Below are 23,483 nucleotides of genomic sequence, written 5' to 3' on the forward strand. Positions count from 1 at the left end.
TTCTCTTCCTCTCATTTATGACTTCCATTTCTCCCGGTCCGGCTTATAGCCAAAAGGCATGGCTTCTAACAGTATCATGGCGCTGGTCTTAGGGCAATACAGTCCCGGCAGTCCCAATGCCAGTTTGTAAGGCACATGCTTTTCCTTGCAATAGGCACTGTCACATCCTCCCGGCGCTGATGCAATGTCTAACACGACCGCATCCTCATGTAAAAGATCGATCTCCTTTTTTGTGATAACAAGTGCCGGGATCGTATTGATGATGGCATCTGCCTCTGTGTATGGAATGGCTGCATCCATGGGATAATCCATAAAGCCAAAGTAATGCGCCATGGATAAGGCTTTTTCACTCCGTGCCACCACAGAAACATGCGCCCCCATGCAATAAAGTTTCTCCGCGATCGGTTTGCCGCAATTTCCAAAGCCCATGACAATAATGTTGGCATCTTCAATATTGACCGGCATGAGACGGCTGAGTTCAGCAATGCATCCTTCCGCCGTAGCGATCGCATTCTTCATCGCCACCCCAGAATCCGTCAGAACATCCATCCATGGGATCTCATATTGATCCAAAAGTTCTTTCAACTCCTGCGGAAATGCCCCGCCAATACACATTTTTATGTCGTATCTGTGCATGATCAGGCATTGTTCCAGACGCGCCAAATCCTGCACACGACTGACCGGGACCGGCAGGATCAGGACTCCCGCGCACCAGATAGGATCTTTGCCCCGCGGCATCTGACCTTCGCGCAGATCCCATGTGATCAGACGATAGCCTCTTTCTTCCAGTAATTTTGCCATGTAGACCTGCCTTTGGTCCACGATCAGGATACCTACTCCTGTACTTTTGTCGATGACCTTTTCTTCTGCCACAATCTCCTTTTGCTCCATATGCCACCTCCGTAATCTATCATATGCAATCCCCTTCTTATGGTTCACTCGTAGTTTTCTGAATATTGCGACATCTTAATATTTATTTTAATATTTTCTAATTTATTATTGACAATATGATAATTATGAGATATTATATAGTCACAAACAAAGAACGAGCACAACGAATAGAACGTTTCTCGTATCAGCGATAAAATTTAAGCAAAGGAGGTACAGACCACCAGAATTTTCATCCTTATCTTAACCACTCTGATTGGTATAGATCAGAATCTTATTTAACAAGGTAGTAGCACTTTCAGGCGCGGACAGTCTTAGTCCTTAATAAAATTATTAGAAATTGAGAAGCATATGCAATTACAGGGCTTGTTAGATAGGAGATACATATTAACGAGTGCAATAGATAATTGAAAAGAAAGAGAGGTATCGTCCATTGGACAATACGACAACAGAACATTACTAAAGGCGGGTGCCCATCACAGATGTATGGTTGCCCGCCTTTTGTATGTTTTCCTTTATGGTCTGATCTGCATCAGGTCTAAAAGTTTCTTTGCATGTGCCTGCCAAGAATAATGGTCTACGGCATAGGTCTTTGCCCGCCCAGCCATTTCTTCCTGCTGCCCCAGTGGCATTCCGGTCAGGGCATAACCCAGCGGATCCAGATTCCAGTTACTGTAATGACAGAAATGTCTGCCGTCCCCCATGGCGGGATCCGCAGTCACGGACATGTCGCTGCAGCACAGACAGCCGTTTATCATGGCAGAGGTCACACGATCGTGCACGCCGTCGGCAAAAAGCGGATTGACATCCAGCACCTGTCTGGCATCTGCCAGCAGATCATAGGTCTCCTCGATCCGCTTCGCCCCTAGAAGCCTTACCTGTGCCTGCCCTGCCAGCGGCACTTTTTCCCAGCCCTCCCCGACAAGAGTCAGCGGCACTTTCAGGTCTGCCACATAAGAAAGTACCTTGTGTCTTCTGGCATTGCGCACATATTTATCGATCAGGTAAAGATAATTCATAAGAACCGCAAAATCCCTGGTGCCATAAGCCCCTGCCTGCAATTTTTCCTGATCCACAATGCCCGCCAGGGCTTCTTCCATTGGTATCTCTACCCGCTCTCCATTTGCCGATTCCTTGCCCGCCAGCATGACTTCCAAAAGCGCCATGCCAAGATCATAAAATTCCTGCCGGATCTTTGGGTCTGCAAAGGTCTTCCTGCACAAAGCCCTGAACTTTTCCAGCATGCCATCTTTCGATTCATAAGTTCCCAGAAATAAAAGGGGAATCTGCCGTTTTTCGTAAGGGATGACATCTGCAAGTCTGCTCTGCGTCGCCCCGATCGGTAAAAAAGCCACCTGCTGCAAATGCGGATAATACTTTTCCATGTAAGACTTGTGGCAATGATCAATAGCAATGGCATGATAATCTTTCAAAGGAAAAATCAGCCCCGGATGATGATAGAGGGGATGATCCACAATATAATTATAAAAAGGTGCATCCAGAACGTCCAAAAAACGCCGGTCATCCTCCAATACAAAATAGGGTAGTTTGGAATTGATATCCACTACCCCATCATAATGCCTGCCCAGAATCCCCTCCAAAGAGGAAGGATCCTGTCCCAGGCTAAAATATTGGCTTTCTATGCCGAGTTTTGCGACCTCTTTCTGCATCTGCTGCAAAAAGTAAGACCCGGAATAATAACAGAGTTCTCTGGTATGCACAAACAAAATACGCTTGTTCATCTAGTAAGAAAGCACCTCCACGCCGTCTTCTGTCACAGCAACCTGATATTCCCATTGTGCAGACGGCTCTCCGTCTAAAGTGTAGACTTCCCAGCCGTTCTCCTGATCCGTATAAATACGCTCTGTTCCGGCATTAACCATAGGCTCAATGGTAAAGGTCATACCCGGTACGATCAGCATTTCCGTTCCCGGCTTGGTATGATAGCCAATCCATGGTTCCTCATGGAATTCCAGACCACAACCATGTCCACCGATCTCACGCACAACGGTATAACCGTTTTCTGCTGCATGCTGACAAACAACGGCTCCGACATCTCCCATAAATGACCATGGTTTGATCTCTTTTAGCCCCAGTTCCACACACTCCTTTGTAACCTCGACCAGTTTGCGTTTCTCCGGGCTGACATCGCCGATCATAAACATACGGGAAGAATCTGAAAAATAGCCGTTCAAAATAGTAGAACAATCTACATTGATGATATCCCCATCCTGTAAGATCACATCCTCCGACGGAATGCCATGGCATACCTGATCATTGATGGATGTGCAGACACTCTTTGGAAATCCTTCATAGTTCAAAGGTGCCGGGATGCCTCCCATCTCTGTCGTCACGCGATAGACAATATCATCGATTTCCTGTGTACTCATACCGGCATGGATCTGCTTTGCCACCTCATCCAAGCAGGCAATATTGATCTTGGCACTCTCCTTGATCCCCGCGATCTGCTCCGGTGTCTTGATAATCTCATGCGGTGGCACGATATGTCCCGCTCTCTCAAAGGACGCGATCTTATGATCGAACGCCTCATGACACTGTTTGTACTTTCTTCCGCTTCCACACCAGCATGGATCATTTCTTCCGATTTTCATTTTCATCACTATCCTTTTCATCCTGACCGTTTACATAATTTACTTTGTCGTGTTTTAAGGTGATATTCCCAACCGACACACGGTCCCATATCTTATCATTGATCTCTACATCCTGCTTTGCCAGCCATTTCTTATAGTAGCCGCCATTCCAGGAATAAGAGGTGTATGACCTGTCTTTTTTTGCAGCCAGGGCTGCCTGATATTTTTCTGCCAGCGCAATCCTTTGCATAGTCTCGACGATATACTCATCTGTCACCGGAAGGTTGTCCACCTGATCATCTAAAAGATCCATCCAGAAATCCGAGATCGTATTCTCCAGACTGCGTTGTTCGGAGGCATCCAACGTCATCCCTTCTTCCTGTGCCTTCTGATAATAAATATAATCATGGATCGCCATCTGCATGATCGTGTCCTTGGCATCCTGCCGGATAAAATGACCATCCACATGGAGATTCCAGTAATCGGCTGTATTGTCGGCATGATAGATCTGCGCCTGCTTTTCTACCTCGCGCTCCTCATAGACAACATAAAATCCCAGCCATTTCATCTGCACCGCCTGACCATCTACCGTAAATGCCGTTTCTTCCAGACAATCCCGATAGTCCAACTGCTGACGGCTCTGCCAGGAATATACCAGACCGCAGATGACAGCCACTATAATGATCGCAATGATAATATTTCTCGCCATCCGTTTCATCTTATGCGCCTTTCTCCCCATATCCTGCCTTTGTATTATAACACACGTCGAACGGTAATGATATTATGGCAATAGACAGACCGGTTATTGGTGATACCGGCAGAGGTACTCTGTGCCTCAACGATACGACCGCCGCCGGCATAGATCGCCACATGTCCTGCATAACATACAATGTCTCCCGGCTGCATATTGTTGACACTGACTTCTTGTCCGACACTACGCCATCCGTAAGAGGTCAGACGTCCGTAATTGATACCGAAATTTTTGAGAACATAATATACAAATCCACTACAGTCTGCCCCTGTATTCGGGTCTGTTCCGCCCCATACATAAGGATAACCGACATACTGATTGGCAAAGGCTACCACAGCGCTTCCGCTGACACCCGTTGTATTTGACGGATTCAGATTGCCGCCGCTGTTGGTGCTGCCCCCTGTATTGCCTCCCGTATTTCCACTGCCTCCATTATTGGAGTTGTTGGTATTGTTGGTCAGTGCCGCCAACTGACGCTGGCGTTCCAGTTCTGCCTGTCTGGCTGCCAGAGCCTTGGCATCGGCAAGTTCTGACTTGATGTCTGCCATCTCTCCCTGCTTCTCTGAGATCATGGCATTTAACTGTGCCTGCTGGTTGGCAAGTTGTGTCTTATTTGCCTCTAAGGAAGCCTTTTCTTCCTCCAGAGAAGCCTTAAGATCTTCCACCTCATCCTTTGCCGCCTGATAGTTTCCAAGGACCGTACGGTCATAGGTATAGACCGCATTGATATTTTCCAGACGGTTCAAAAAGTCCGAAATACTGCCGGACTCCAGAAGAACCGTCATGATATTTTCGTCACTGTTCTCATACATATACTGGATACGGACTTTCATGGAAGCATATTGCTGATCTACGGCTGCCTGCGCCTCGGCAAGGGTAGCCTCGGCATCTGCGATCTCCTGTGTTTTGCTGGAGATCTGGGATTCCAGATCGGTCATGTCTGTAACCAGGGAAACCATGTCTGCATCCAGTCCGTTCAATTCTGACTGGATACTGCTTTGCTCTTCCTCGATCTCGGAGATACTGCGGACAGCGCTCACCTGCATTGGACGTGTGAAAAGCATGGATCCTGCCAGACATACCGCCAGCACTCCCCGTCCCCCTTTATGTAAAGTAATTTTTTTCATATGCACCTCATTTGTTCTTATGCTTGCGCCTCTTTCCCTTCTTTTACAGACGCAGTGTTCCTTATATTATAATAGAAAAAAGCGCAAGCATTTGCAACCGGAAAATACTAGAAAACCATCTTAAGACATCAGATAAATATGTTTCATCACCAGCAGTTTTTGTCCTTTCTGCAAGGTCTCCTGCGTCAGATCGTTGGTTTCCATCAATTCCTGTCTGGTCGTGTGAAAATGTTTGGCAATCGACCACAGATCATCCCCCTCCTGCACGACATAACCGATCATGCCCGGCTCTTTCTGTAATTTTTCCAGATCCAGAGGTTCTTCCACCAGATCATCCGGGATCTGCAAGCGGTTGCGCTCAAACGCCATGATGGTCACCTGGATCTCCACCCGGCATTGCAGTGCCATGGCATCAGCCATGGAAGACTGGGTGCGGTAAACCCGGGCCTCGGCATCTATATAATCTCCCTCACGGACATTTCCGGCTTCGATCTCTCCGGCAAAAGGGATCGTCATGCGCTCATTGGCAAAAGGCTGGGTCTCACCTGCTGTCGCATATAGGACTTCCACCTCACAGACTCCCTTGATTGCAATGTTGCCTCCTTGCAGATGCACTTCCTGCAAATGCACCTGGCTCTGCGTATCACACAGATAAAGAACTTCCTTTCCGGCGCTGATCGTCTGCCGCCCCTCGGCTGTGAAAAGTGCCTCATTTTTCATTGCCACCTGCCAGAGTTCTTCCTCATGCCGGTGCACATGTAACTCTCTCGCCATACAATAGGCATCCTGTAAAAGGGCGATCTCCTCCTCCTGCCAGATAAAGAGTTCCACCTCCATACTGCACTCTGCCGCCAGATTGCGCAGTTCACCGTCCAGATCCTCTCTCGGTTCCAGCATGGTCTGGGTCCGCACCTGTTTTACCAGAAAGAAGCCATCCGTCAGCGGAATGTCACACTCCATCTGCGCAGAGACCGGCAGGCTGGTCTCATACCAGGCATACTTTTCCTCCTGCCCTGTCTCATACAGGGCAAAAAGATATAACATACCGGCGATCTCCACCCCCTCATTATTCTGTCGTATGCTCATCTGCTCCAAACGGACATCCTGCCACAAAAGCATATGGATATCCGGTTTTTCCTTGGGCAGGGTCACTTCCTGTTTAAAGCGCAGACGATCGCCCCGTCCTTCCACGTATTTTAAGATACGTCTTTCTTCTTTTTGCACCTGGTACTCTGCCGGACACTCACAATAAAGCGGTAGTTCCAGTTCCACGCCCTCGCAGATGCAGACAGTCACATTTGCCAGTCCCCGCAGAGACAACTTGCGTGAATTGATCACAACCACGCCCAGATCTTCCATCTGTGTTCTCACGGTCACGTTTTCCGACCGCATAGCCCCCTCGACATGCAGGCGCTCCGTAAAAGAGATGGATCCGTTTACCTGGTCTACCAGGCTCTCCCCACCTTCTCCCTGATACAAAATGGCAAACTGCATCTTGCCTTTGACGCTGACGTATTCCTCCTCCGGCACGACCTCCTCTACCACGATATTTCCATGGCTCTTGATCACATACTTGATGTCCGGCTTATACTCCGGCAGATTGTAATCCTCCTCTGCGATCAACTGCGACATGACCTCGATTGGCATTTTATTTTTATGTATTACCTTTGTCTCTAACTCCATACCATTCCCACCATTTTTCGTATTTGTATATAAGATATGAGACAAAACAGACGGATATGATTATTTTCTTATTGATAAAAAAGAACCGGACAGATCTGCCCGGTTCCCTGCTCTTATGAAATTAACATAGCTTCATGCGAATCTCTTTTGTAATGATGTCCGTATAACTGAAAGATAACAACTGAGAAGGCTTCTCCTCGGTATCATCTGTCAGGATCGTAAACACGCTTGGATAGGCTTCCTGAATAATGCCTTCCTGAATGTCTACCTTGTTGCGTCCCTTATCCAGCTGAATCACGACCTTGTTGCCACACTGCTGCTTAACAGAAGCGCGTACTTTATCAAAATCTGAATGTTCCATGAACAATGTACCTCCTAACATGGTCTCGTCTTGCGAAACGCATCTGTGGTATTATATCACTTCTCAGCGTAAAAGTCAAAGACTTCCTCGTAATACGGTAACATGATGTCATAGGTCGCCGTAAAAAGTTCATGCTTGGAGTCCGGAAAACGCACGATCCGGGTATTTCCGCTATTTTTTGCAAAATACTCCTGTCCTTCCGCTCTTACCATGGTGTCCCTGCCTGCCTGACAGAGTAATACCGGGATCTGTACCTTTCCTGCATCCCGTGCGATCTGCTTGGTCGCCTTGATGGACGCCCTGGTCCAGGCATAGGTACCGCCATAACTCGTATATTGCGGCACTTGCTCACGCTGGTTGAAAATATAGGCATAGCGCGGTTCCGAAGTCGAACTGCTGGTTGCGAACACATATACATGGTCAAAGCCCTTTTGGCCCGGCACATATTTTAAGTCCCAGCGCAGGATCTTGGAAAGCACCATCAGCACCTTGACCAGCCAGGTCGGGTTTTTGCCAAAATTCACCTGTAACATTGGGCTGGACAATACTGCCCTCTCAAAGACCTCCGGGTATTTTTCCAAAAACAGGGTTCCAATGGCACCGCCCATGGAATGTGCATACAGATAATACTTATGTGTCAGGCTGTGCTTTTTTACCACCTGTTCCATAAATTCATGCATGTCCTGCACATATTCCCCATAGTCCTTGACATAGACGCGATCCCACTCATGGATGCAGTCCGCACGGTCTGAAAATCCATGTCCCCGGTGCTCGATGAAAAAGACGGAATAGCCCATTTCATACATATAATACATGACCTCGTGAAATTTCCCTGCGAATTCACAAAATCCATGTGAGATCACGATGGATGCCTTTTCCTTTGGATGGATGGCATAATGCGTATGTATGCGCGTACCATCAAAACTGGTAAAGTATTCCTCTTGCAGATGTTCTGCCACCCATGGCTTGATCGTATCTTCCAGTCTTGCTGCAAAATCCTCATCCGAGATCAGCAACGCCTTCACGGCTGCTTTTGTTTCTTCTCTTGTCATCCCTTATCCTCCCTTGTACGTCTCCCTCTATTGCCCTTATCTTATCACGAACGATTTATCTTTACAAATAACTTTACCCTCTTATGGAAAGACCACCTGACCGTCTAAGATCTCCGTCTTTACCACGATATACGGCGTTGTTTCCCTCCGGCTGACATCCTCCCCTTCCGTCGGGCCGCTGATCTGCGTTTCAAAGACAATGGTATGTTCCGTCAGATATAAATCTTTTACGCTGATATTATAACCGCTGCTCTCGCGCGTACCATACCCCTTCGCCAGATACAGATACTGTCCGTCATCATAGGTCAGTTGAAATTCCTCCGTCTTGACCTGATCGATCTTTTCCCGCAATTCCTGTGGGATATGGTCGGTTCCCAGAACCGTATATTCCACATCCCGCAGTTTCTTTTCCTTGGTCTGTAAACTGCATCCGCTTGCCATCAGCAAGAGACAAAGGCAGCAAAAAATGAGTAAGCATCTTCGCTTCATAAATTACCCCATGGTTTTTTTCAAATTATATGCGGTGACTTTTTGAATATGAAGATTGTAATTTTGGAATATATGATTTATGATTAAGAAAAAGTTTTTGACACGGAGGGTGGTTACTATGTTACGAGCCATTATGGCATTATTATTTGCCTTTCTCTTTTTAGTCGTTGGCATTCCTGTGCTTGGCATCGAATGGCTTTATGGCAAGATCAATAAAAAAGGAGCCGAGTTGAGCAGTCTGCGCATTGTGCAGTGGGCCTTTTCCACGATCATCGGCATCTGCGGCACTGATGTCATCGTCAAGGGCGCAGAAAATATCCCTGCCGAGGAAGCCGTCGTCTATGTTGGCAACCACCGTAGCATCTTTGATGTCGTGATCGGTTATACACACTGTCCGGGGCTGACCGGATTTATCGCCAAGGATAATCTTGAGAAAATCCCACTCCTGCGCGTATGGATGCGCAGGCTTCACTGCCTTTTTCTGGATCGTACCAATCCCAGAGACGGTCTGCGTGTGATCCTCGCAGCCATCGATGATATCAAGCGTGGTATCTCCATCTTTGTATTCCCGGAGGAACGCGTACCAAAACCGGTCAGATGGCACCTTTCAAGGAGGGTACTTTCAAGATCTCCACCAAGACCGGTTGTGCCATTATCCCGGTTGCCATCACAGGCACCGATGAGATCCTGCGCAACCATATGCCATTTGTCAAAAAGACGACCGTTGTCTTTCACTATGGCAAGCCGATCTATCCGGATCAGTTAGAAGCGGATCAAAAAAAGCACATCGGCGCTTACACACAAAGTGTTATCGCAGATATGCTTTCTGAAGATAAAGATCTTATTCTGTAATTACTTTTACGATTTCCGTAAAGTTCATAAAGTGAGACGCCTTGATCAAAATGGTGTCTCCTTTTTTTATGTGCTGATCCAGGTCTGCCAAGAGGGCTTCCTTGTCAGCATAGGCGATCGCCTGCGTTTTGTCTCCATGTTCCTGCACATAGCGTACAATCTGTCCGGCAAGTTTTCCTGCTGTCAAAAGCAGGTCAATGCCATTTTCCACAACAACCTGCCCTACCTGATAATGGAGCATCTCTTGGTTCTCACCGAGTTCTCCCATGTCGCCTAAGATAGCGACCTTGCGTCCTGCCGCATGTCCCAGCACCTCTAAGGAAGCGCGCATGGACACCGGGTTGGCATTGTAGCAGTCATCGATCACAGTCATGCCATGTGCCTCGATAAAGTGGTTGCGTCCGGCTATGGTCTCCACCTGCTCTATCCCCGCAAGGATCTCCTGCTCGGACAAGCCCAGAAGTGTGCCTGCTGCGGTCGCCGCCAGTGCATTATAGACATTGTGCTCTCCCGGGATCGGAATGCTGACAGCATGTTCCCACTGCGGTGTATGAAGCAAGGCATCCACATGATCCACATGTCCTGCGATCGCAGATCCAAAAAACTCCTGCCCCTGCAAACCAAAGAAATGCTTCTCCATGCCCAAGGTATCTGCCTGCTGCAATTTGTCGTCATCCCCATTTAAAATGACTCGCCCGCTTGCCGGCATATGGGCAAAAACTTCTGTCTTTGCCTTGAGGATACCATCCCTGGTTTTCAGATTTTCCAGATGGCACTGTCCGATATTGGTCATAATGACCATATCCGGTCTTGCCATGGCACCCAATCGATCCATCTCGCCAAAATCGGAAATTCCCATCTCAACGACTGCAACCTGATGGGATGGGCGGATACAAAAGAGGGTCAGCGGTAGACCGATCTCGTTATTAAAATTGCCTTGGGTCTTTAAGACCGAAAAGTGCTGTCCTAAGACGGAAGCAACCATTTCCTTGGTACTGGTCTTGCCCACACTGCCGATAATGCCAATGACATAGGTATCGATCTGTTCCCGGTAATATGCCGCCAGATCTTTCAGTGCCTGCTCGGTATCTTTTACTACAATATAAGGTCCTGCTGCATCTTCTAAGACATGGTCTGATAAGACGCCAAGCACCCCCTTGGCAAAGGCATCCCCAATAAAGGAATGTCCATCCACACGCGCCCCACGGATCGGTATAAAGAGATAATCTTTCTCGACCTGACGGTTATCAATGACAACGCCTTGCACCTCTCGATCGGATAGATCAGATCCTTCTGCGCCGTAAAGCCTGCCGCCCAATGCCTGTGCAATCTTTTCTAATGTCATATTTCTCATGCTATGTCTACCTCTACTTTTCAAATCTCTTGAGCGAGATATCAATGATCTGCTGACAGAGTGCCGGGAAGTCTACGCCTATAACGGCTGCCTCCTGCGGTAAAAGGCTGGTCGGTGTCATGCCTGGCAGTGTATTTGCCTCCAGACAGAAGATCTGATCCTTCTCATTGAGTAAAAAGTCCATACGGGAATAGGTCTCCAAGCCCAGTGCTTCCACGACCATTTCGGCATAGCGCTGCATCTGTGCCGTAATATCCGCCGGTAAATCTGCCGGACAGGTTTCTACCGCACTGCCTGCTGCATACTTGTTCTTATAATCATAAAATCCCTGGATCGGTGCAATCTCAATGACCGGGAGTGCCTTACCCTCGATAACACCGACAGAGAACTCGCGCCCCTGGATATAATCCTCTATGACAACCTGATCTTCCCAGACAAAAGCATCCGCTAATGCCTTTTTGTACTCCGTCTCATTGTGCACGATAGAAACACCGATGGAAGATCCGCCACAAGCCGGCTTTACCACACACGGATAAGCCAGTGGCTGTCTCGGTGCGTCTGCCTCCTCCACGCTCAGGGAAAATCCCTGTGGACAAGGAACACCGTAAGACTTAAAAAATTCTTTGGAAATTCCCTTATCCATAGCGATCGCACTGCTCAAATAGCCATTTCCCGTATAACGGATGCCAAACAGGTCAAAGGCTGCCTGCACCTTACCATTTTCACCGTTCTCGCCGTGCAATGCCATAAAGACCACATCCGCTTTACGGCAGATCGCGATCACATTCGGTCCAAAGAAGCAGTCTGACTGGTCTGCTCTGGAAGCCTTGACCGCCGCGATGTCCGGTGCCGTATCCGGAATATCTGACACCTCCACACTTGCTTCCTCTGTATGTTCAAAAATATCACTAATATCTTCCTCTGTATCATGGTAACCCAGAAATACATCCAACAGCAAAACCTTGTGTCCCAGACTCCGCAAAGCCTTGCAAACCATATCTCCTGATTTAAAGGATACATCTCTCTCAGTACTCAGTCCGCCTGCCAAAACTACGATATTCATATCTTAACTCCTTGCTTTCTTAAAATGATGCCCTTATTATAGCATTTCAAAAAATCACAAACAAGGTTCTTCTATCCCATAGTCTTTTTTCGATCTGTGCCCGGCTTCCCTTTTCCTTGACCAGATGACAGTTCAGGTGATGCAGCAAGGTCTGCGCCCGATAATAAGCATCCATATCCTGCAACATCCGGTAGGCTTCCATCTGCAGGCGGAGCACATATAATACGGAAGAAAGTCCGCCTTCCTTTTGCAGGATGGCAATCGCCTGGTCGCAAAAATACAGAGCCTCCTTGGGCTTTTCCATCTCCAGCAGACAGACCGCCATATTATGGCAGAGCGCTGCCCGCACACTCCAGGACAAGCGCACATCCCCTGCAGACTTCTGCCCATAGCGGCAAAGACGCAGCAAGATGGATGCACTTTCCCGGTATTCCCCACGCCACATATGTCCGATGGCAAGATTGTTGAGGATCCAGAGCTGCACTTCCGACATTTCCGCAAATTCTATCTTATCCATCCCCTGTCGCCTTCTGGCCTTTCCCTGCGCATCACTCTCCCAGATGGTGCGGCAGCAGCCAGGTAATCTTCCTGTGGGATCGCTTCATTCATATAAAGCCAGATCACATGTGCCATGCCATAGAACTGGCGCTCCCGGATGTCCTGTGCCCCTTTCATTTTTTGTAATTTCAGAAGTTTCTCATCCACATGCTCTTTCTGCCATGTCTGTAAAGCGTGCAAAAGTTCGCGGCAGGTCTGCTCTTTTTCCTCCTCTTCCTGCCAATAGGCATAAGAATAGCCAGACTCCCCCAGACGCTCCATCAATAACTGATAGATCTGTCTGGACGGAATCTGGCTTCCATTTTCTACGCGTGATAAATAACCGGCGGTACAAATACCCTCCACCAATGCTTCCTGTGTCATCCCCTGTTCTATGCGGATCCTGCGTAGAATCCGTCCCATAGACTGTTCTTTCATATGCTCATCCTCCCCCTGATGGGGATATTATAGCATCCCGGGAATCTGCAGACCTAATGGCATTTTGCAAAAGCAGACGGCTATCCGCAAGATTTTAAAATTCCGGTTCGATCAAGCCGTATGTATTGCCCTTTCTCTTATAAACAACATTTACTTCCTCTGTCTCTGCGTTCAAGAATACAAAGAAGTCGTGTCCCAATAATTCCATCTGCACGCAGGCATCTTCCGGATACATTGGCTTAATACCAAATCTTTTGGTTCTGATGATACGGATCTCATCATCGTCATCCGTATCTTTTTCCAGATATTCCTGTGCAAAGAACTTCTCAGCACTCTGCTGCTTTGTCACGATCTTGTTACGGTATTTCTTTAACTGGCGTTCGATCGTCTCCACAACAACCTCAATGGAAACGTACATATCATTGCTAACCTGCTCTGCACGGATAACGCTGCCCTTGACCGGTATGGTTACCTCTATCTTCTGGCGTTCCTTCTCTACGCTCAATGTCACATGCGCCTCAGTCTCCGGTGCAAAATATTTCTCCAGTTTGGAGAGTCTCTCTGTCACTGCCTCCTTCAGTCCATCGGTAAGTTCAATGTTTTTCCCTGTGATTGTAATTCTCATGATGTCCATCCCCTTTTCACATTATATTTGATACCGTGTGAATATCATGGTTCAATTATAACATATTACGTTTTTAGGACAAGTAGTTTTCAGAAAAATAAAATTTATTTTATAAATTGTTCATACAGTTAGTTGCAACATATCCCCATATTTGCGCTTTATTCCGCTCTTTGTTATAGTGAAAATAAATTTAGATAGTATCAAAAGGAGAACGATCATGTATAAAGTTGCATTTGTATCCGGTGCCTCCCGCGGGATCGGACGCGCCATAGCCACAAGCCTTGCCAAAGAGGGCTATCATCTGGACTGGTCTGCCGGAAAAATCAAAAGATGCTGGAAGATCTGGCGGAGGATCTGCGCTCCGTCTATCATATCGAAGTCCTGACCTTTACCGGGGATGTCGGTGATCCCTCTTTTGTAAAGGCTCTTGCTGAAGAAATGCTTGCTCATTTTTCGCAGATCGATGTGCTTGTCAATAATGCAGGTATCTCCCATATCGGACTCCTGACCGATATGTCGGTCGAGGAATGGGATCAGATCCTATCCGTCAATCTGTCCTCCTGCTTCTACACTGCCAAGGCATTTGTGCCCACCATGGTGCAGAAGCAGAGCGGTCGGATCATAAATATTTCTTCCATGTGGGGCAATGTCGGGGCTTCCTGTGAAATCGCTTACTCCGCTTCCAAGGGTGGTATCCATGCTTTTACAAAGGCTCTGGCAAAAGAACTGGCGCCATCCCGGATCGCCGTCAATGCCATTGCCTGCGGTGTCATCGATACCGACATGAACAGTTTCCTAAGCGTAGAAGAACGTACCGACCTGGAGGCAGAAATTCCAGCCGGCCGCTTTGCCCAGCCGGAAGAAGTCGCCGAGGCTGTACTGCAAGTGATAAAGATGCCGACCTATCTGACCGGGCAGGTCATTTCCATGGATGGAGGATATATCTAAATCGCTCGTGGCGTTTTGCGTTCCCCTTATGCGTTATGTGAAATCCGGGCAAATTCAAATTCTCCTGTTCTATCATTTATTTAGTTACTAATGATAAATGATAGGAGAGGCACTTATGTCATCAATGCTTTTAGGGGAACGTATCACCAATCTCATGGAACTGCAAAATACCAGTAAAAAACAGGTTTGTGAATCGCTACATATCCATCCGTCAACTTTCAGCGGATATCTTTCGGGCAAACGTCAGCCAAGTTACGATATTCTTATGCGTATGGCAGCCTATTTCAACACGACCTGCGACTATCTGCTCGGTTACACACCACCACAAAATTCTATGCCGGACCTGTCTGATGATGCCGTTGCCATCTTGCAGGCTTGCGGCAATCTTTCACCGGAGGGACAGGACATCCTAAAGGATGAGATCAAACTGATCCTGCATCACTACCAAAAGCAGCCCAAGTAGTTTGATCCAGAGGCGCATATATAAGGTTGGAACAAGTAATTCAGGCTGCATCCGGTTGTGATGCAGCCTGTTTGTTTTGCCCTATTATGATAGATCGTGATATTTTCCCAAAAATTCCCTCGTCCTTTGATTTTCCGATTTAAAGAGTAATTCCGGTGTCGTTTCCTCAACGATAAGTCCCTTATCCATAAAGATCATCCGGTCAGAGACATCTTTGGCGAAATTCATCTCATGTGTCACAATGACCATAGTCATCTTCTCCGCCGCCAATTCCTTGATGACTTTTAAGATCTCCAGCGTCAGTTCCAGATCCAGTGCACTGGTCGGTTCATCAAAAAAGAGGATCGCCGGTTTGAGTGCCAGCGCACGCGCAATGGAAACGCGCTGTTGCTGCCCGCCGGACAACTGGCAGGGATATGCATCTGCGCGATCCGCAAGCCCCATCTTTTTCAGCAGTTCCCGTGCCTCTGCCTCCACCTGCTCTTTTGGACGCTTTTGCACACGGATCGGTGCATCCGTGATATTTTTTAAGACCGAAAAATGCGGAAAAAGGTTGAAATTCTGGAAAACCAACCCAAAACTTCCCATTGCCTGTTTGATCTGTGCCTTGTTCCCATAGACCGCCCTGCCATTTTCTGAGTGCACGACTTCCTGCCCCTGATAAGACAGACTACCGTCGTCCAGCGTCTCCAGAAAAGTCACACAGCGAAGCAGGGTGGATTTGCCGGAACCGGAAGGTCCTATGATAGAAACCACCTGTCCCTCGGATACCGACAGATCAATGTCTTTTAAAACTTCCACGCCGTCAAAAGACTTTTTTGCGTGTTTTAATTCTAATATATTCATCCAGATATCCTTCCTATCCTATTGGTAATATGCCATCTTCTTCTCGAAGAATTCCATGATCGCCGCCACAACAAAATTGAAAATGTAATAAAAAACGGCTGCAGCCACAAACGGCACCATGCTCTTTTGCGATGCCGCCAGTGCCTTTGCCTGCGTAAACATTTCCGCATAGGCAATGGAAAATGCCAGTGACGTATCCTTTACCAAGGTGATCACTTCATTGGTCACAGATGGCAGGATGCGCTTGATCACCTGTGGCAGGATGATGGTAAAAAAGGTCTGCGTCCTGCTATAGCCCAGCACCTTGGCTGCCTCGTACTGACCTTTTGGCATAGAGGCAATGCCACTGCGGTAGATCTCCGCAAAATAGGCTGCATAATTTAGGGCAAATGCAATGATGACCGCATACGCCCGGTAGGAGGACGAAATACTGATGCCAAAGATATAGTAGGGTCCAAAATAGACCACCAGAAGTTGCAGCATCAGCGGTGTCCCTCGCATGATCGATATGTAGATCCTTGTAATATTGCGCAGGATGACATTGCGTGACATCCGTCCAAACGCGATCACAAGCCCCAAAGGAAGGGAAAAAAGCAGTGTCAGCACGAAGATCCAGATGGTCGATAACATGCCCTCTGACAACTGCAATAGTATCAACTGTAAACTCATTTCATCACCTGATTATTTCAAAATACAAACATCGGAGTCAAACCATTTCTTGGAGATCTCGGCAAAAGTGCCGTCTGCGACCATTTCTTCCAGAGTCTTTTGCACCTGGTCGCGCAACTCTGTATTGCCCTTCAAAAATCCAACCGCATATTTTTCAGATGAGATCTGCTCATCCAGGATCACAAGTTCGTCTCCTTTGTCTGCCAACTGATCCTTGGCAACAAAAATATCCATGGCGATCGCATCCACTGCCCCACTTTCCAGATCCATAATGGCTGTATTATACTCGCCACTGTCAAAAGTTGTGCAAAGGAACCGGACAAGTCTGTATTTTCTTCCAGGGCTGACTGTGCGCTGGACTCTTTTTGCACTTCCACGATCTTGCCTGCCAGATCATCCAGACCGGAAATACCGGAGTCCTTGCGGACAACGACAACCTGTGAATTATCCATATAAGGATCTGTCCATGTGTATTTGTCCTCACGTCCATCCATGGTAAAGCCATTCCAGATGCAGTCGATCGTTCCCGACTCCAGTTCCATATCCTTGGCGTCCCAATCGATCGGCTGGTAAACGATCTCCTGTCCCATACGCTTTGCGCACTCCGCTGCCAGTTCCAGATCAAAACCTGTATATTCGCCGTCATCGCCTACATATCCAAAAGGCGGGAAATCCTGATCAAAACCGACAACAAACTTTCCATCATTGTTGGTGTCCTTTGCATCTGTTTTTTCTGCACTTGCAGACTTATTGCCACATGCCACCATAGAAAATGCCATCAAACCTGCCAAAAGTCCTGCCATAACCTTTTTCATCTTCATACCTGCGTCCTCTTTCTTCCTATACTTATTCCTAGCAGCCTATATACTTTAGCGTGCTAATATGTTAAAAGAGTATCATAAGCAAGTATTGATGTAAAGGATAACTTATTTATAAGCAGAAAGAATTTGTTCCAGATGCTCCTGATAAGACCTGCGCACTGTCTCCGGTCCCAGAATCTGAACCCCCGGTCCCAGACCTGTGATCCAGCCGAAAAACTGCGGACTGACCTCCACCTCGGTACGCACCAGGATATCCTCGTCCTCTCTGCGCATCCTTACCTCTGTGCCAAAGCGGTCGATCATAACGCCTGCCATGTATTTTGGCGCACGCAGGGTCACGATCTCCGCTGCTCCGGCAAACATACTAAAACGCTTCTTGGCATAGTCTGCTTTCTGGTCTTCGATCGCCAGGACTTCTTTGCTGCGTTTATCTTCCATCTCTTTTGCGCCCAGGATCTTGTCTGCACGGTAATGACGTACCGCAGATGCCTCCTCATCCCATGCCACAAGATAATAATATTCATTGTCCCACAGCAAAAAAGCCGGGCTGACCTCATACCATTTTCCTCCATGGCGCAGAGTCTGTTCTTTTTTATCATTCCATTCCAGATACTGAAAGGTCATTTTATGGTTGTTATCAATACACTGATAGATCTCGTCGATCGTGTAGTAGATACGCTCGTTTGCCATTTTGACACGATCCGACACAACGACCTGACGGTGAAGGTGTCTGCCCTGATAGGCGCTTCCCAGATGTTCGATCTTTTGCACCAGTTCGCGCGACTTTTTCTCTGTGATGAACTTTGACGCCGCCACCGCATCTACCAGCAGTTTTAATTCTGCCAGTTCAAAGGTCCGCTCCGCCAGATAAAAGCCATTCTGCTCCGGGGCTTTTTCAATATCCATCCCATAATCCTGTAAGGCACGGATATCGCGATAAATACTTTTCCGCTCTGCCACGATCTCCCTTGCCTCTAATTTCTCAATGATCTGCGCCGCCGTGATCGGATGTTCCTCATCCGTCTCCCGCAGAAAAATCTCCATTATATAAAGAAGTTTTTGCTTCTGATTTCCTACATTTGCCATCTGACACCTCGTTAAAAAAATAACTTTTAGATATGACCCATTTTTTTCCATTTGGGTATTGTAGCCGCCATTTTTACGTGCTATAATCATATCACAAAATAAATAAATTACCAGAGATGAGAGCAAGGTAGATAGGCGAATAGAATTCGCTTTATTTATCTTGCTTTTTTTATGCAAAGAAAGGAGTCGTTACATATGTATGATGTAGCAATTGTTGGTGCTGGCGTAGTCGGCAGTGCCATCGCAAGAGAATTATCCAAGTACAAAGTAAACGCATGTGTCATTGAAAGAGACGAAGACGTTTGCAACGGAACATCAAAAGCCAATAGTGCTATCGTTCACGCAGGTTTTGATGCTACCCCGGGAACCTTAAAGGCAAAACTCAATGTCAGAGGAAACGAGATGATGGATCAGTTGTCCAAGGATCTGGATTTCCCATTTAAGAGAAACGGTTCTCTCGTTGTTTGTACCAAGGATCAGGATCCAGCTCTTCTTGACGAATTATTAGAAAAAGGAAAGAAAAACGGTGTTCCGGATCTTCGCATCTTAGACCGTGACGAACTCATCCAGATGGAGCCAAATCTTGCTGATGATGTTGTCAAAGCACTTTTCGCTCCTACCGGTGCCATTGTTTGTCCGTTCCATCTGACCATGGCATTTGCAGAAAATGCAGCCGACAACGGCGTAGAATTTTTCCTAAATACAGAAGTAACAGACATCACAAAGTCTGATGATCATTACCTGATCAAGACCGACAAAGACACGATCGAGGCTAAGGTCGTTGTCAACGCAGCCGGTGTTTACGCTGACAAATTCAACAATATGGTAAGCGAACACAAGTTACAGATCATCGCCCGCCGCGGTCAGTACATGCTGCTTGACAAGAGCGCAGGCAACCATGTCAGCCACACCATCTTCCAGTTGCCTAGCAAGATGGGCAAGGGTGTCCTGGTTACACCTACCGTACACGGCAACCTTTTAGTCGGACCTACCGCAGAAGATGTAGACAATAAAGAAGGTATCAACACGACAGCAGAAGGACTTGGTTCTTTGGGAGCAACCAGTGCACAGTCTGTCAAGAACGTCCCTCTCCGTCAGGTCATCACATCCTTTGCCGGACTTCGTGCTCATGAAATTGGCGGTGATTTCGTTATTGGCGAAGCAGAAGATGCAGAAGGCTTCTTCAACGCAGCCGGTATTGAGTCTCCTGGTCTTTCTTCCGCACCAGCCATCGGCGAAATGGTAGCCACACAGGTTGCAGAAAAGTTGGGATTAGAAAAGAATCCTTCTTTCAACGGACACCGCAAGGGCATCCTCAATCCGGCAACCCTTTCTATCGAAGAAAGAAATGAACTCATCAAAAAGCAGCCGGCATACGGAAACATCATCTGCCGCTGCGAAATGATCACAGAAGGTGAGATCTTAGATGCGATCCACAGAACCTTAGGTGCCAGATCCTTAGACGCTGTAAAGCGTAGAACAAGAGCCGGCATGGGACGTTGTCAGGCAGGCTTCTGCTCACCGAAAACAATGGAGATTTTGGAGCGCGAAGTTCCAATGAGCATGTTTGATGTAACTAAGAATGGTAAAGATGCCAAGATCGTATTTGGTTACAACAAGAAGATATAAGGAGGAGCACGAAAATGAAATATGATTTAGTCATTGTTGGTGGTGGTCCTGCAGGTCTTGCTGCTGCTATCGCTGCAAAAGATAATGGAATTGACAGTATTTTAATTATTGAAAGAGATCGTGAATTAGGTGGTATCTTAAACCAGTGTATCCATAATGGTTTCGGTCTTCACACTTTTAAAGAAGAATTGACCGGTCCGGAGTACGCATCACGTTTCATTGCCCAGGTAGAGGAACGTGGCATCGAGTACAAGTTGAACACCATGGTCATGGATATCTCAAATGACAAGGTTGTTACCGCCATGAATTCTACCGATGGTATGTTTACCGTAGAGGCAAAGGCTGTTGTACTTGCTATGGGATGCCGCGAGCGTTCCCGTGGTGCGCTCAATATCCCGGGCTATCGTCCGGCAGGTATTTTCTCAGCAGGTACCGCTCAGCGTCTTGTTAATATCGAGGCTATATGCCTGGCCGCCGCGTTGTCATCTTAGGCTCCGGTGATATCGGTCTGATCATGGCACGTCGTATGACTTTAGAGGGAGCAAAGGTTCTCGCTGTTGCCGAACTGATGCCTTATTCCGGTGGTCTGAAGAGAAATATCGTACAGTGCTTAAATGACTTCGATATTCCACTTTACTTATCTCACACCGTTGTTGACATTCAGGGTAAAGAACGTGTAGAAGGCATTACCATCGCCGAGGTCGGACCGGACCGCAAGCCGATCCCTGGCACAGAGATCCACTACGATTGCGATACCCTGCTTCTGTCTTGTGGACTTTTACCGGAAAACGAACTTTCCAAGACCGCAGGTGTAGACCTCAGTCCTATCACTTCCGGTCCTGTTGTAAATGACAGTTTAGAGACCAACATTCCGGGCGTATTCGCCTGTGGTAACGTACTTCATGTACATGATCTGGTTGACTTTGTTTCACAGGAAGCAACCAATGCCGGAAAGAATGCTGCAAAATACATCAAGGAAGGCGAAGTTACTTCTGCAAAGCAGATCGAGATCCTGCCGGTTGACGGTGTCCGCTATACCGTTCCAAAATATGTACGTCCGGAAGTAATGGATGACACTTTGACGGTTCGTTTCCGTGTAGGTCAGGTCTTCAAGGGCTGCGCGATCGCTACCTACTTTGGAGATACCTTGATCTCCAAGAGAAAACGTCCGGTTATGGCACCGGGTGAAATGGAGCAGGTTGTTCTGAAGAAATCACAGTTGGCAGAGTACCCTGACATTGAGAACATTACAATCAAGATTGAGGAGGCATAAGGATGGAAACAAGAGAATTGATTTGTATCGGCTGTCCTATGGGATGCAGCCTTAAGGTTACATTAGAAAATGGTCAAGTTACAGAAGTGACCGGAAACACTTGTCCAAACGGCGATAAATATGCCAGAAAAGAATGTACGAATCCTACCAGAATCGTAACATCTTCTGTCCGCGTCAAAGGTGGTAAGATCAACATGGTTTCCTGCAAGACCAAAGAAGATATTCCAAAAGGCATGATCTTTGATATCTGCAAGGCTCTGGAAAATGTAGTTGTTCCTGCACCGGTTGCCATTGGTGATGTTGTTCTTGCCAATGTCTGTGACACAGGTGTTGATGTCGTAGCAACAAAGAATGTAGACGTAAAGTAAGAAGTCTTTTTTGAGAAGATACGGAGTAAAATGTAAGGGGTTTTAATAAGGGAGATAAAAGAGAAGCCGTTGGGGGACGGCTTCTCCTTTTTTTATCTAAATACTGTCCAAATCCGGTAAAAAATGTAGGTGTCGTCCTGTGTATCTATGCTATAATAAGATTTATGCGTTTATGGATTTATACAGGAAAGGATAAACACTATGAATCAGGATAAAGAATTTTTAGGAACCCAGCCTATCGGTAAATTGTTATTTAAACTGGCTATCCCAACCGTCATTGCCCAGTTGGTAAATATGCTCTACAACATCGTTGACCGCATTTATATCGGTCACATCCCGGGTGAAGGCAGTCTTGCCCTGACCGGCGTAGGTGTCTGCATGCCTATCATCATGATCGTATCTGCCTTTGCATGCCTTGTCTCTGCCGGCGCTGCACCGCGTGCATCCATCGCCATGGGAAAAGGCGATCACGAATCTGCAGAAAAGATCCTCGGCGGTTGTGTTACACTACAGATCATGATCTCACTGGCACTTACCATCGTCATCCTCATCTGGAACCGTGATCTTCTCCTACTCTTTGGAGCCAGCGAGAACACAATTTCTTATGCGACTTCTTATATGAGCCTTTATGCGCTCGGCACTATCTTTGTCCAGATGACTCTGGGCTTAAATGCCTTTATCACAGCACAGGGCTTTGCCAAAGACGGCATGATGACTGTCCTGATCGGTGCCGTCATCAATATCATATTGGATCCGATCTTTATTTTTGCCCTGCATATGGGTGTTCGCGGTGCTGCCCTTGCTACCATTCTTTCCCAGGCATGCTCCTGTATCTGGTGCATTTATTTTCTGCTCGGTAAAAAGACCTTACTGCGTATCCGCAAGGCAAACTTGCGCAGCGGACTTCCCCTCATGCCGGCTTGTGTTGCCTTAGGGCTTTCTGCCTTTATCATGCAGTCTACAGAGAGTATCATATCCATGTGCTTTAACTCTTCTCTGCTCAAATACGGCGGTGACGTTGCAGTCGGTGCCATGACCATCCTGACCAGTGTCATGCAGTTTGCCATGCTGCCATTGCAGGGTGTCGCACAGGGTGCCCAGCCGATCACCAGTTACAATTTCGGTGCCAAGAACAGTGCCCGTGTCAAAAAGAGTTTCCAACTCCTGCTGATCACCAGCCTGACCTACTCTGTCATCCTCTGGATCTGCGTGCAGGCATTTCCGCAGATTTTTGCCGGTATGTTTACAAACGATGCCAGCCTTTTAGCCTTCTCCGCTAAGGCTCTGCGCATTTACTGTGGTGCACTCTTTATGATGGGTATCCAGATCGCCTGCCAGATGACCTTTGTTTCCACCGGCAATGCAGTCTGCTCCATCATTGTTGCTATCATGCGTAAATTTGTGCTCCTGATCCCGCTCATTTACATTCTGCCACATTTTCTTGCCGACAAGACCAGGGCTGTTTACACTGCGGAACCGATTGCTGACATCTTAGCCGTCACCTTTACGATCATCCTCTTTACCGTCCAATTCAAAAAGGCATTGAAAAATTTAGGGCAGGCATAGATA

Annotated in this window: 23 protein-coding genes and 3 pseudogenes; 8 read left to right on the forward strand and 18 right to left on the reverse strand. The window is 47.2% G+C overall.

Annotated elements, in window-relative coordinates:
- Positions 1–15: 15 nt before the first annotated feature.
- From DW996_RS08390 to DW996_RS08430, 9 genes are all read right to left on the reverse strand, one after another.
- Positions 16–891 (reverse strand): dipicolinate synthase, encoded by an 876-nt coding sequence (locus DW996_RS08390; RefSeq protein ID WP_118535418.1) that lies wholly within the window; start codon positions 889–891, stop codon positions 16–18.
- Between the two features lie 512 nt (positions 892–1,403).
- Complete coding sequence (locus DW996_RS08395; RefSeq protein WP_118535419.1) at positions 1,404–2,630, reverse strand: hypothetical protein; 1,227 nt, start codon at positions 2,628–2,630, stop codon at positions 1,404–1,406.
- The gene (locus tag DW996_RS08400; RefSeq protein WP_118535420.1) at positions 2,631–3,506 is read right to left on the reverse strand and encodes a methionyl aminopeptidase; all 876 of its coding nucleotides are present in this window, start codon (positions 3,504–3,506) and stop codon (positions 2,631–2,633) included.
- Positions 3,481–4,188, reverse strand: a complete 708-nt coding sequence (locus tag DW996_RS08405) for a hypothetical protein (protein ID WP_147403547.1) — start codon at positions 4,186–4,188, stop codon at positions 3,481–3,483. The genes DW996_RS08400 and DW996_RS08405 overlap by 26 nt, the downstream gene beginning before the upstream one ends.
- Positions 4,189–4,232: 44 nt before the next feature.
- A complete protein-coding gene (locus DW996_RS08410) occupies positions 4,233–5,357 on the reverse strand; it encodes a C40 family peptidase (RefSeq protein WP_118535422.1) in 1,125 nt (374 codons plus the stop codon).
- A gap of 120 nt (positions 5,358–5,477) precedes the next feature.
- Positions 5,478–7,040: a DUF3794 and LysM peptidoglycan-binding domain-containing protein gene (locus DW996_RS08415; protein ID WP_118535423.1), complete on the reverse strand. Its 1,563-nt coding sequence runs from the start codon at positions 7,038–7,040 to the stop codon at positions 5,478–5,480.
- 121 nt (positions 7,041–7,161) lie between these two features.
- Entirely contained in the window at positions 7,162–7,401 is a 240-nt protein-coding gene (locus tag DW996_RS08420; RefSeq protein ID WP_118281523.1) for a Veg family protein, read from the reverse strand.
- A gap of 56 nt (positions 7,402–7,457) precedes the next feature.
- Positions 7,458–8,453, reverse strand: coding sequence for an alpha/beta fold hydrolase (locus DW996_RS08425; protein WP_118281522.1), 996 nt, complete (start codon positions 8,451–8,453; stop codon positions 7,458–7,460).
- An 81-nt stretch (positions 8,454–8,534) separates the two neighbouring features.
- Positions 8,535–8,942, reverse strand: a complete 408-nt coding sequence (locus tag DW996_RS08430; protein ID WP_118281521.1) for a protease complex subunit PrcB family protein — start codon at positions 8,940–8,942, stop codon at positions 8,535–8,537.
- A 133-nt stretch (positions 8,943–9,075) separates the two neighbouring features.
- Between DW996_RS08430 and DW996_RS08435 the strand changes: the two are divergent.
- Positions 9,076–9,794, forward strand: a pseudogene (locus DW996_RS08435) (lysophospholipid acyltransferase family protein).
- Here the strand turns inward: DW996_RS08435 and DW996_RS08440 are convergent.
- The 5 genes from DW996_RS08440 to hpf all read right to left on the reverse strand — a co-directional run bounded on the left by DW996_RS08440 (position 9,784) and on the right by hpf (position 13,811).
- Positions 9,784–11,148, reverse strand: a complete 1,365-nt coding sequence (locus DW996_RS08440) for a UDP-N-acetylmuramoyl-tripeptide--D-alanyl-D-alanine ligase (RefSeq protein ID WP_118535424.1) — start codon at positions 11,146–11,148, stop codon at positions 9,784–9,786. The pseudogene DW996_RS08435 and the gene DW996_RS08440 sit on opposite strands and share 11 nt — an antisense overlap.
- A 13-nt stretch (positions 11,149–11,161) precedes the next feature.
- Positions 11,162–12,211: a D-alanine--D-alanine ligase family protein gene (locus DW996_RS08445; protein ID WP_118281518.1), complete on the reverse strand. Its 1,050-nt coding sequence runs from the start codon at positions 12,209–12,211 to the stop codon at positions 11,162–11,164.
- A 46-nt stretch (positions 12,212–12,257) separates the two neighbouring features.
- Complete coding sequence (locus DW996_RS08450) at positions 12,258–12,728, reverse strand: tetratricopeptide repeat protein (protein ID WP_118535425.1); 471 nt, start codon at positions 12,726–12,728, stop codon at positions 12,258–12,260.
- Positions 12,716–13,186: a helix-turn-helix domain-containing protein gene (locus DW996_RS08455; RefSeq protein WP_118535426.1), complete on the reverse strand. Its 471-nt coding sequence runs from the start codon at positions 13,184–13,186 to the stop codon at positions 12,716–12,718. Before DW996_RS08455 ends, DW996_RS08450 begins: the two co-directional genes overlap by 13 nt.
- Before the next feature lie 94 nt (positions 13,187–13,280).
- The gene (gene hpf, locus DW996_RS08460) at positions 13,281–13,811 is read right to left on the reverse strand and encodes a ribosome hibernation-promoting factor, HPF/YfiA family (RefSeq protein ID WP_118281516.1); all 531 of its coding nucleotides are present in this window, start codon (positions 13,809–13,811) and stop codon (positions 13,281–13,283) included.
- 217 nt (positions 13,812–14,028) lie between these two features.
- Between hpf and DW996_RS14285 the strand changes: the two genes are divergently transcribed.
- The 3 genes from DW996_RS14285 (at position 14,029) to DW996_RS08470 (ending at position 15,222) form a co-directional block, all read left to right on the forward strand.
- Positions 14,029–14,196, forward strand: a complete 168-nt coding sequence (locus DW996_RS14285) for a hypothetical protein (RefSeq protein WP_330428856.1) — start codon at positions 14,029–14,031, stop codon at positions 14,194–14,196.
- Positions 14,142–14,759 carry an SDR family oxidoreductase gene (locus tag DW996_RS08465; protein WP_330428857.1) on the forward strand — a complete coding sequence of 206 codons (618 nt, stop codon included), beginning with the start codon at positions 14,142–14,144 and terminating at the stop codon, positions 14,757–14,759. Before DW996_RS14285 ends, DW996_RS08465 begins: the two co-directional genes overlap by 55 nt.
- Positions 14,760–14,874: 115 nt before the next feature.
- Positions 14,875–15,222, forward strand: coding sequence for a helix-turn-helix domain-containing protein (locus DW996_RS08470; protein ID WP_158573045.1), 348 nt, complete (start codon positions 14,875–14,877; stop codon positions 15,220–15,222).
- 84 nt (positions 15,223–15,306) lie between these two features.
- Here DW996_RS08470 and DW996_RS08475 read toward each other — a convergent pair whose 3' ends face one another.
- The 4 genes and pseudogenes from DW996_RS08475 to DW996_RS08490 all read right to left on the reverse strand — a co-directional run bounded on the left by DW996_RS08475 (position 15,307) and on the right by DW996_RS08490 (position 18,644).
- Positions 15,307–16,068 carry an amino acid ABC transporter ATP-binding protein gene (locus DW996_RS08475; RefSeq protein ID WP_118535427.1) on the reverse strand — a complete coding sequence of 254 codons (762 nt, stop codon included), beginning with the start codon at positions 16,066–16,068 and terminating at the stop codon, positions 15,307–15,309.
- Positions 16,069–16,086: 18 nt separating this feature from the next.
- Positions 16,087–16,737 carry an amino acid ABC transporter permease gene (locus DW996_RS08480; protein ID WP_118281512.1) on the reverse strand — a complete coding sequence of 217 codons (651 nt, stop codon included), beginning with the start codon at positions 16,735–16,737 and terminating at the stop codon, positions 16,087–16,089.
- A gap of 12 nt (positions 16,738–16,749) precedes the next feature.
- Positions 16,750–17,540: pseudogene (locus DW996_RS08485) on the reverse strand (amino acid ABC transporter substrate-binding protein).
- A gap of 123 nt (positions 17,541–17,663) precedes the next feature.
- Positions 17,664–18,644 (reverse strand): helix-turn-helix transcriptional regulator, encoded by a 981-nt coding sequence (locus DW996_RS08490; protein WP_118281511.1) that lies wholly within the window; start codon positions 18,642–18,644, stop codon positions 17,664–17,666.
- A gap of 195 nt (positions 18,645–18,839) precedes the next feature.
- On the opposite strand from DW996_RS08490, the gene DW996_RS08495 reads away from it, so the two are divergent.
- The 4 genes and pseudogenes from DW996_RS08495 to DW996_RS08510 all read left to right on the forward strand — a co-directional run bounded on the left by DW996_RS08495 (position 18,840) and on the right by DW996_RS08510 (position 23,480).
- Positions 18,840–20,273: an NAD(P)/FAD-dependent oxidoreductase gene (locus DW996_RS08495; protein WP_118535428.1), complete on the forward strand. Its 1,434-nt coding sequence runs from the start codon at positions 18,840–18,842 to the stop codon at positions 20,271–20,273.
- Between the two features lie 14 nt (positions 20,274–20,287).
- Positions 20,288–21,546: pseudogene (locus DW996_RS14850) on the forward strand (NAD(P)/FAD-dependent oxidoreductase).
- A 2-nt stretch (positions 21,547–21,548) separates the two neighbouring features.
- Complete coding sequence (locus DW996_RS08505) at positions 21,549–21,914, forward strand: DUF1667 domain-containing protein (RefSeq protein WP_118281508.1); 366 nt, start codon at positions 21,549–21,551, stop codon at positions 21,912–21,914.
- 201 nt (positions 21,915–22,115) lie between these two features.
- The gene (locus DW996_RS08510; RefSeq protein WP_118535429.1) at positions 22,116–23,480 is read left to right on the forward strand and encodes an MATE family efflux transporter; all 1,365 of its coding nucleotides are present in this window, start codon (positions 22,116–22,118) and stop codon (positions 23,478–23,480) included.
- The last annotated feature ends 3 nt before the right edge of the window (positions 23,481–23,483 follow it).

Origin of the sequence: Roseburia sp. AM51-8, assembly GCF_003478275.1 — a bacterium.
GTDB lineage: Bacteria > Bacillota > Clostridia > Lachnospirales > Lachnospiraceae > Pararoseburia > Pararoseburia lenta.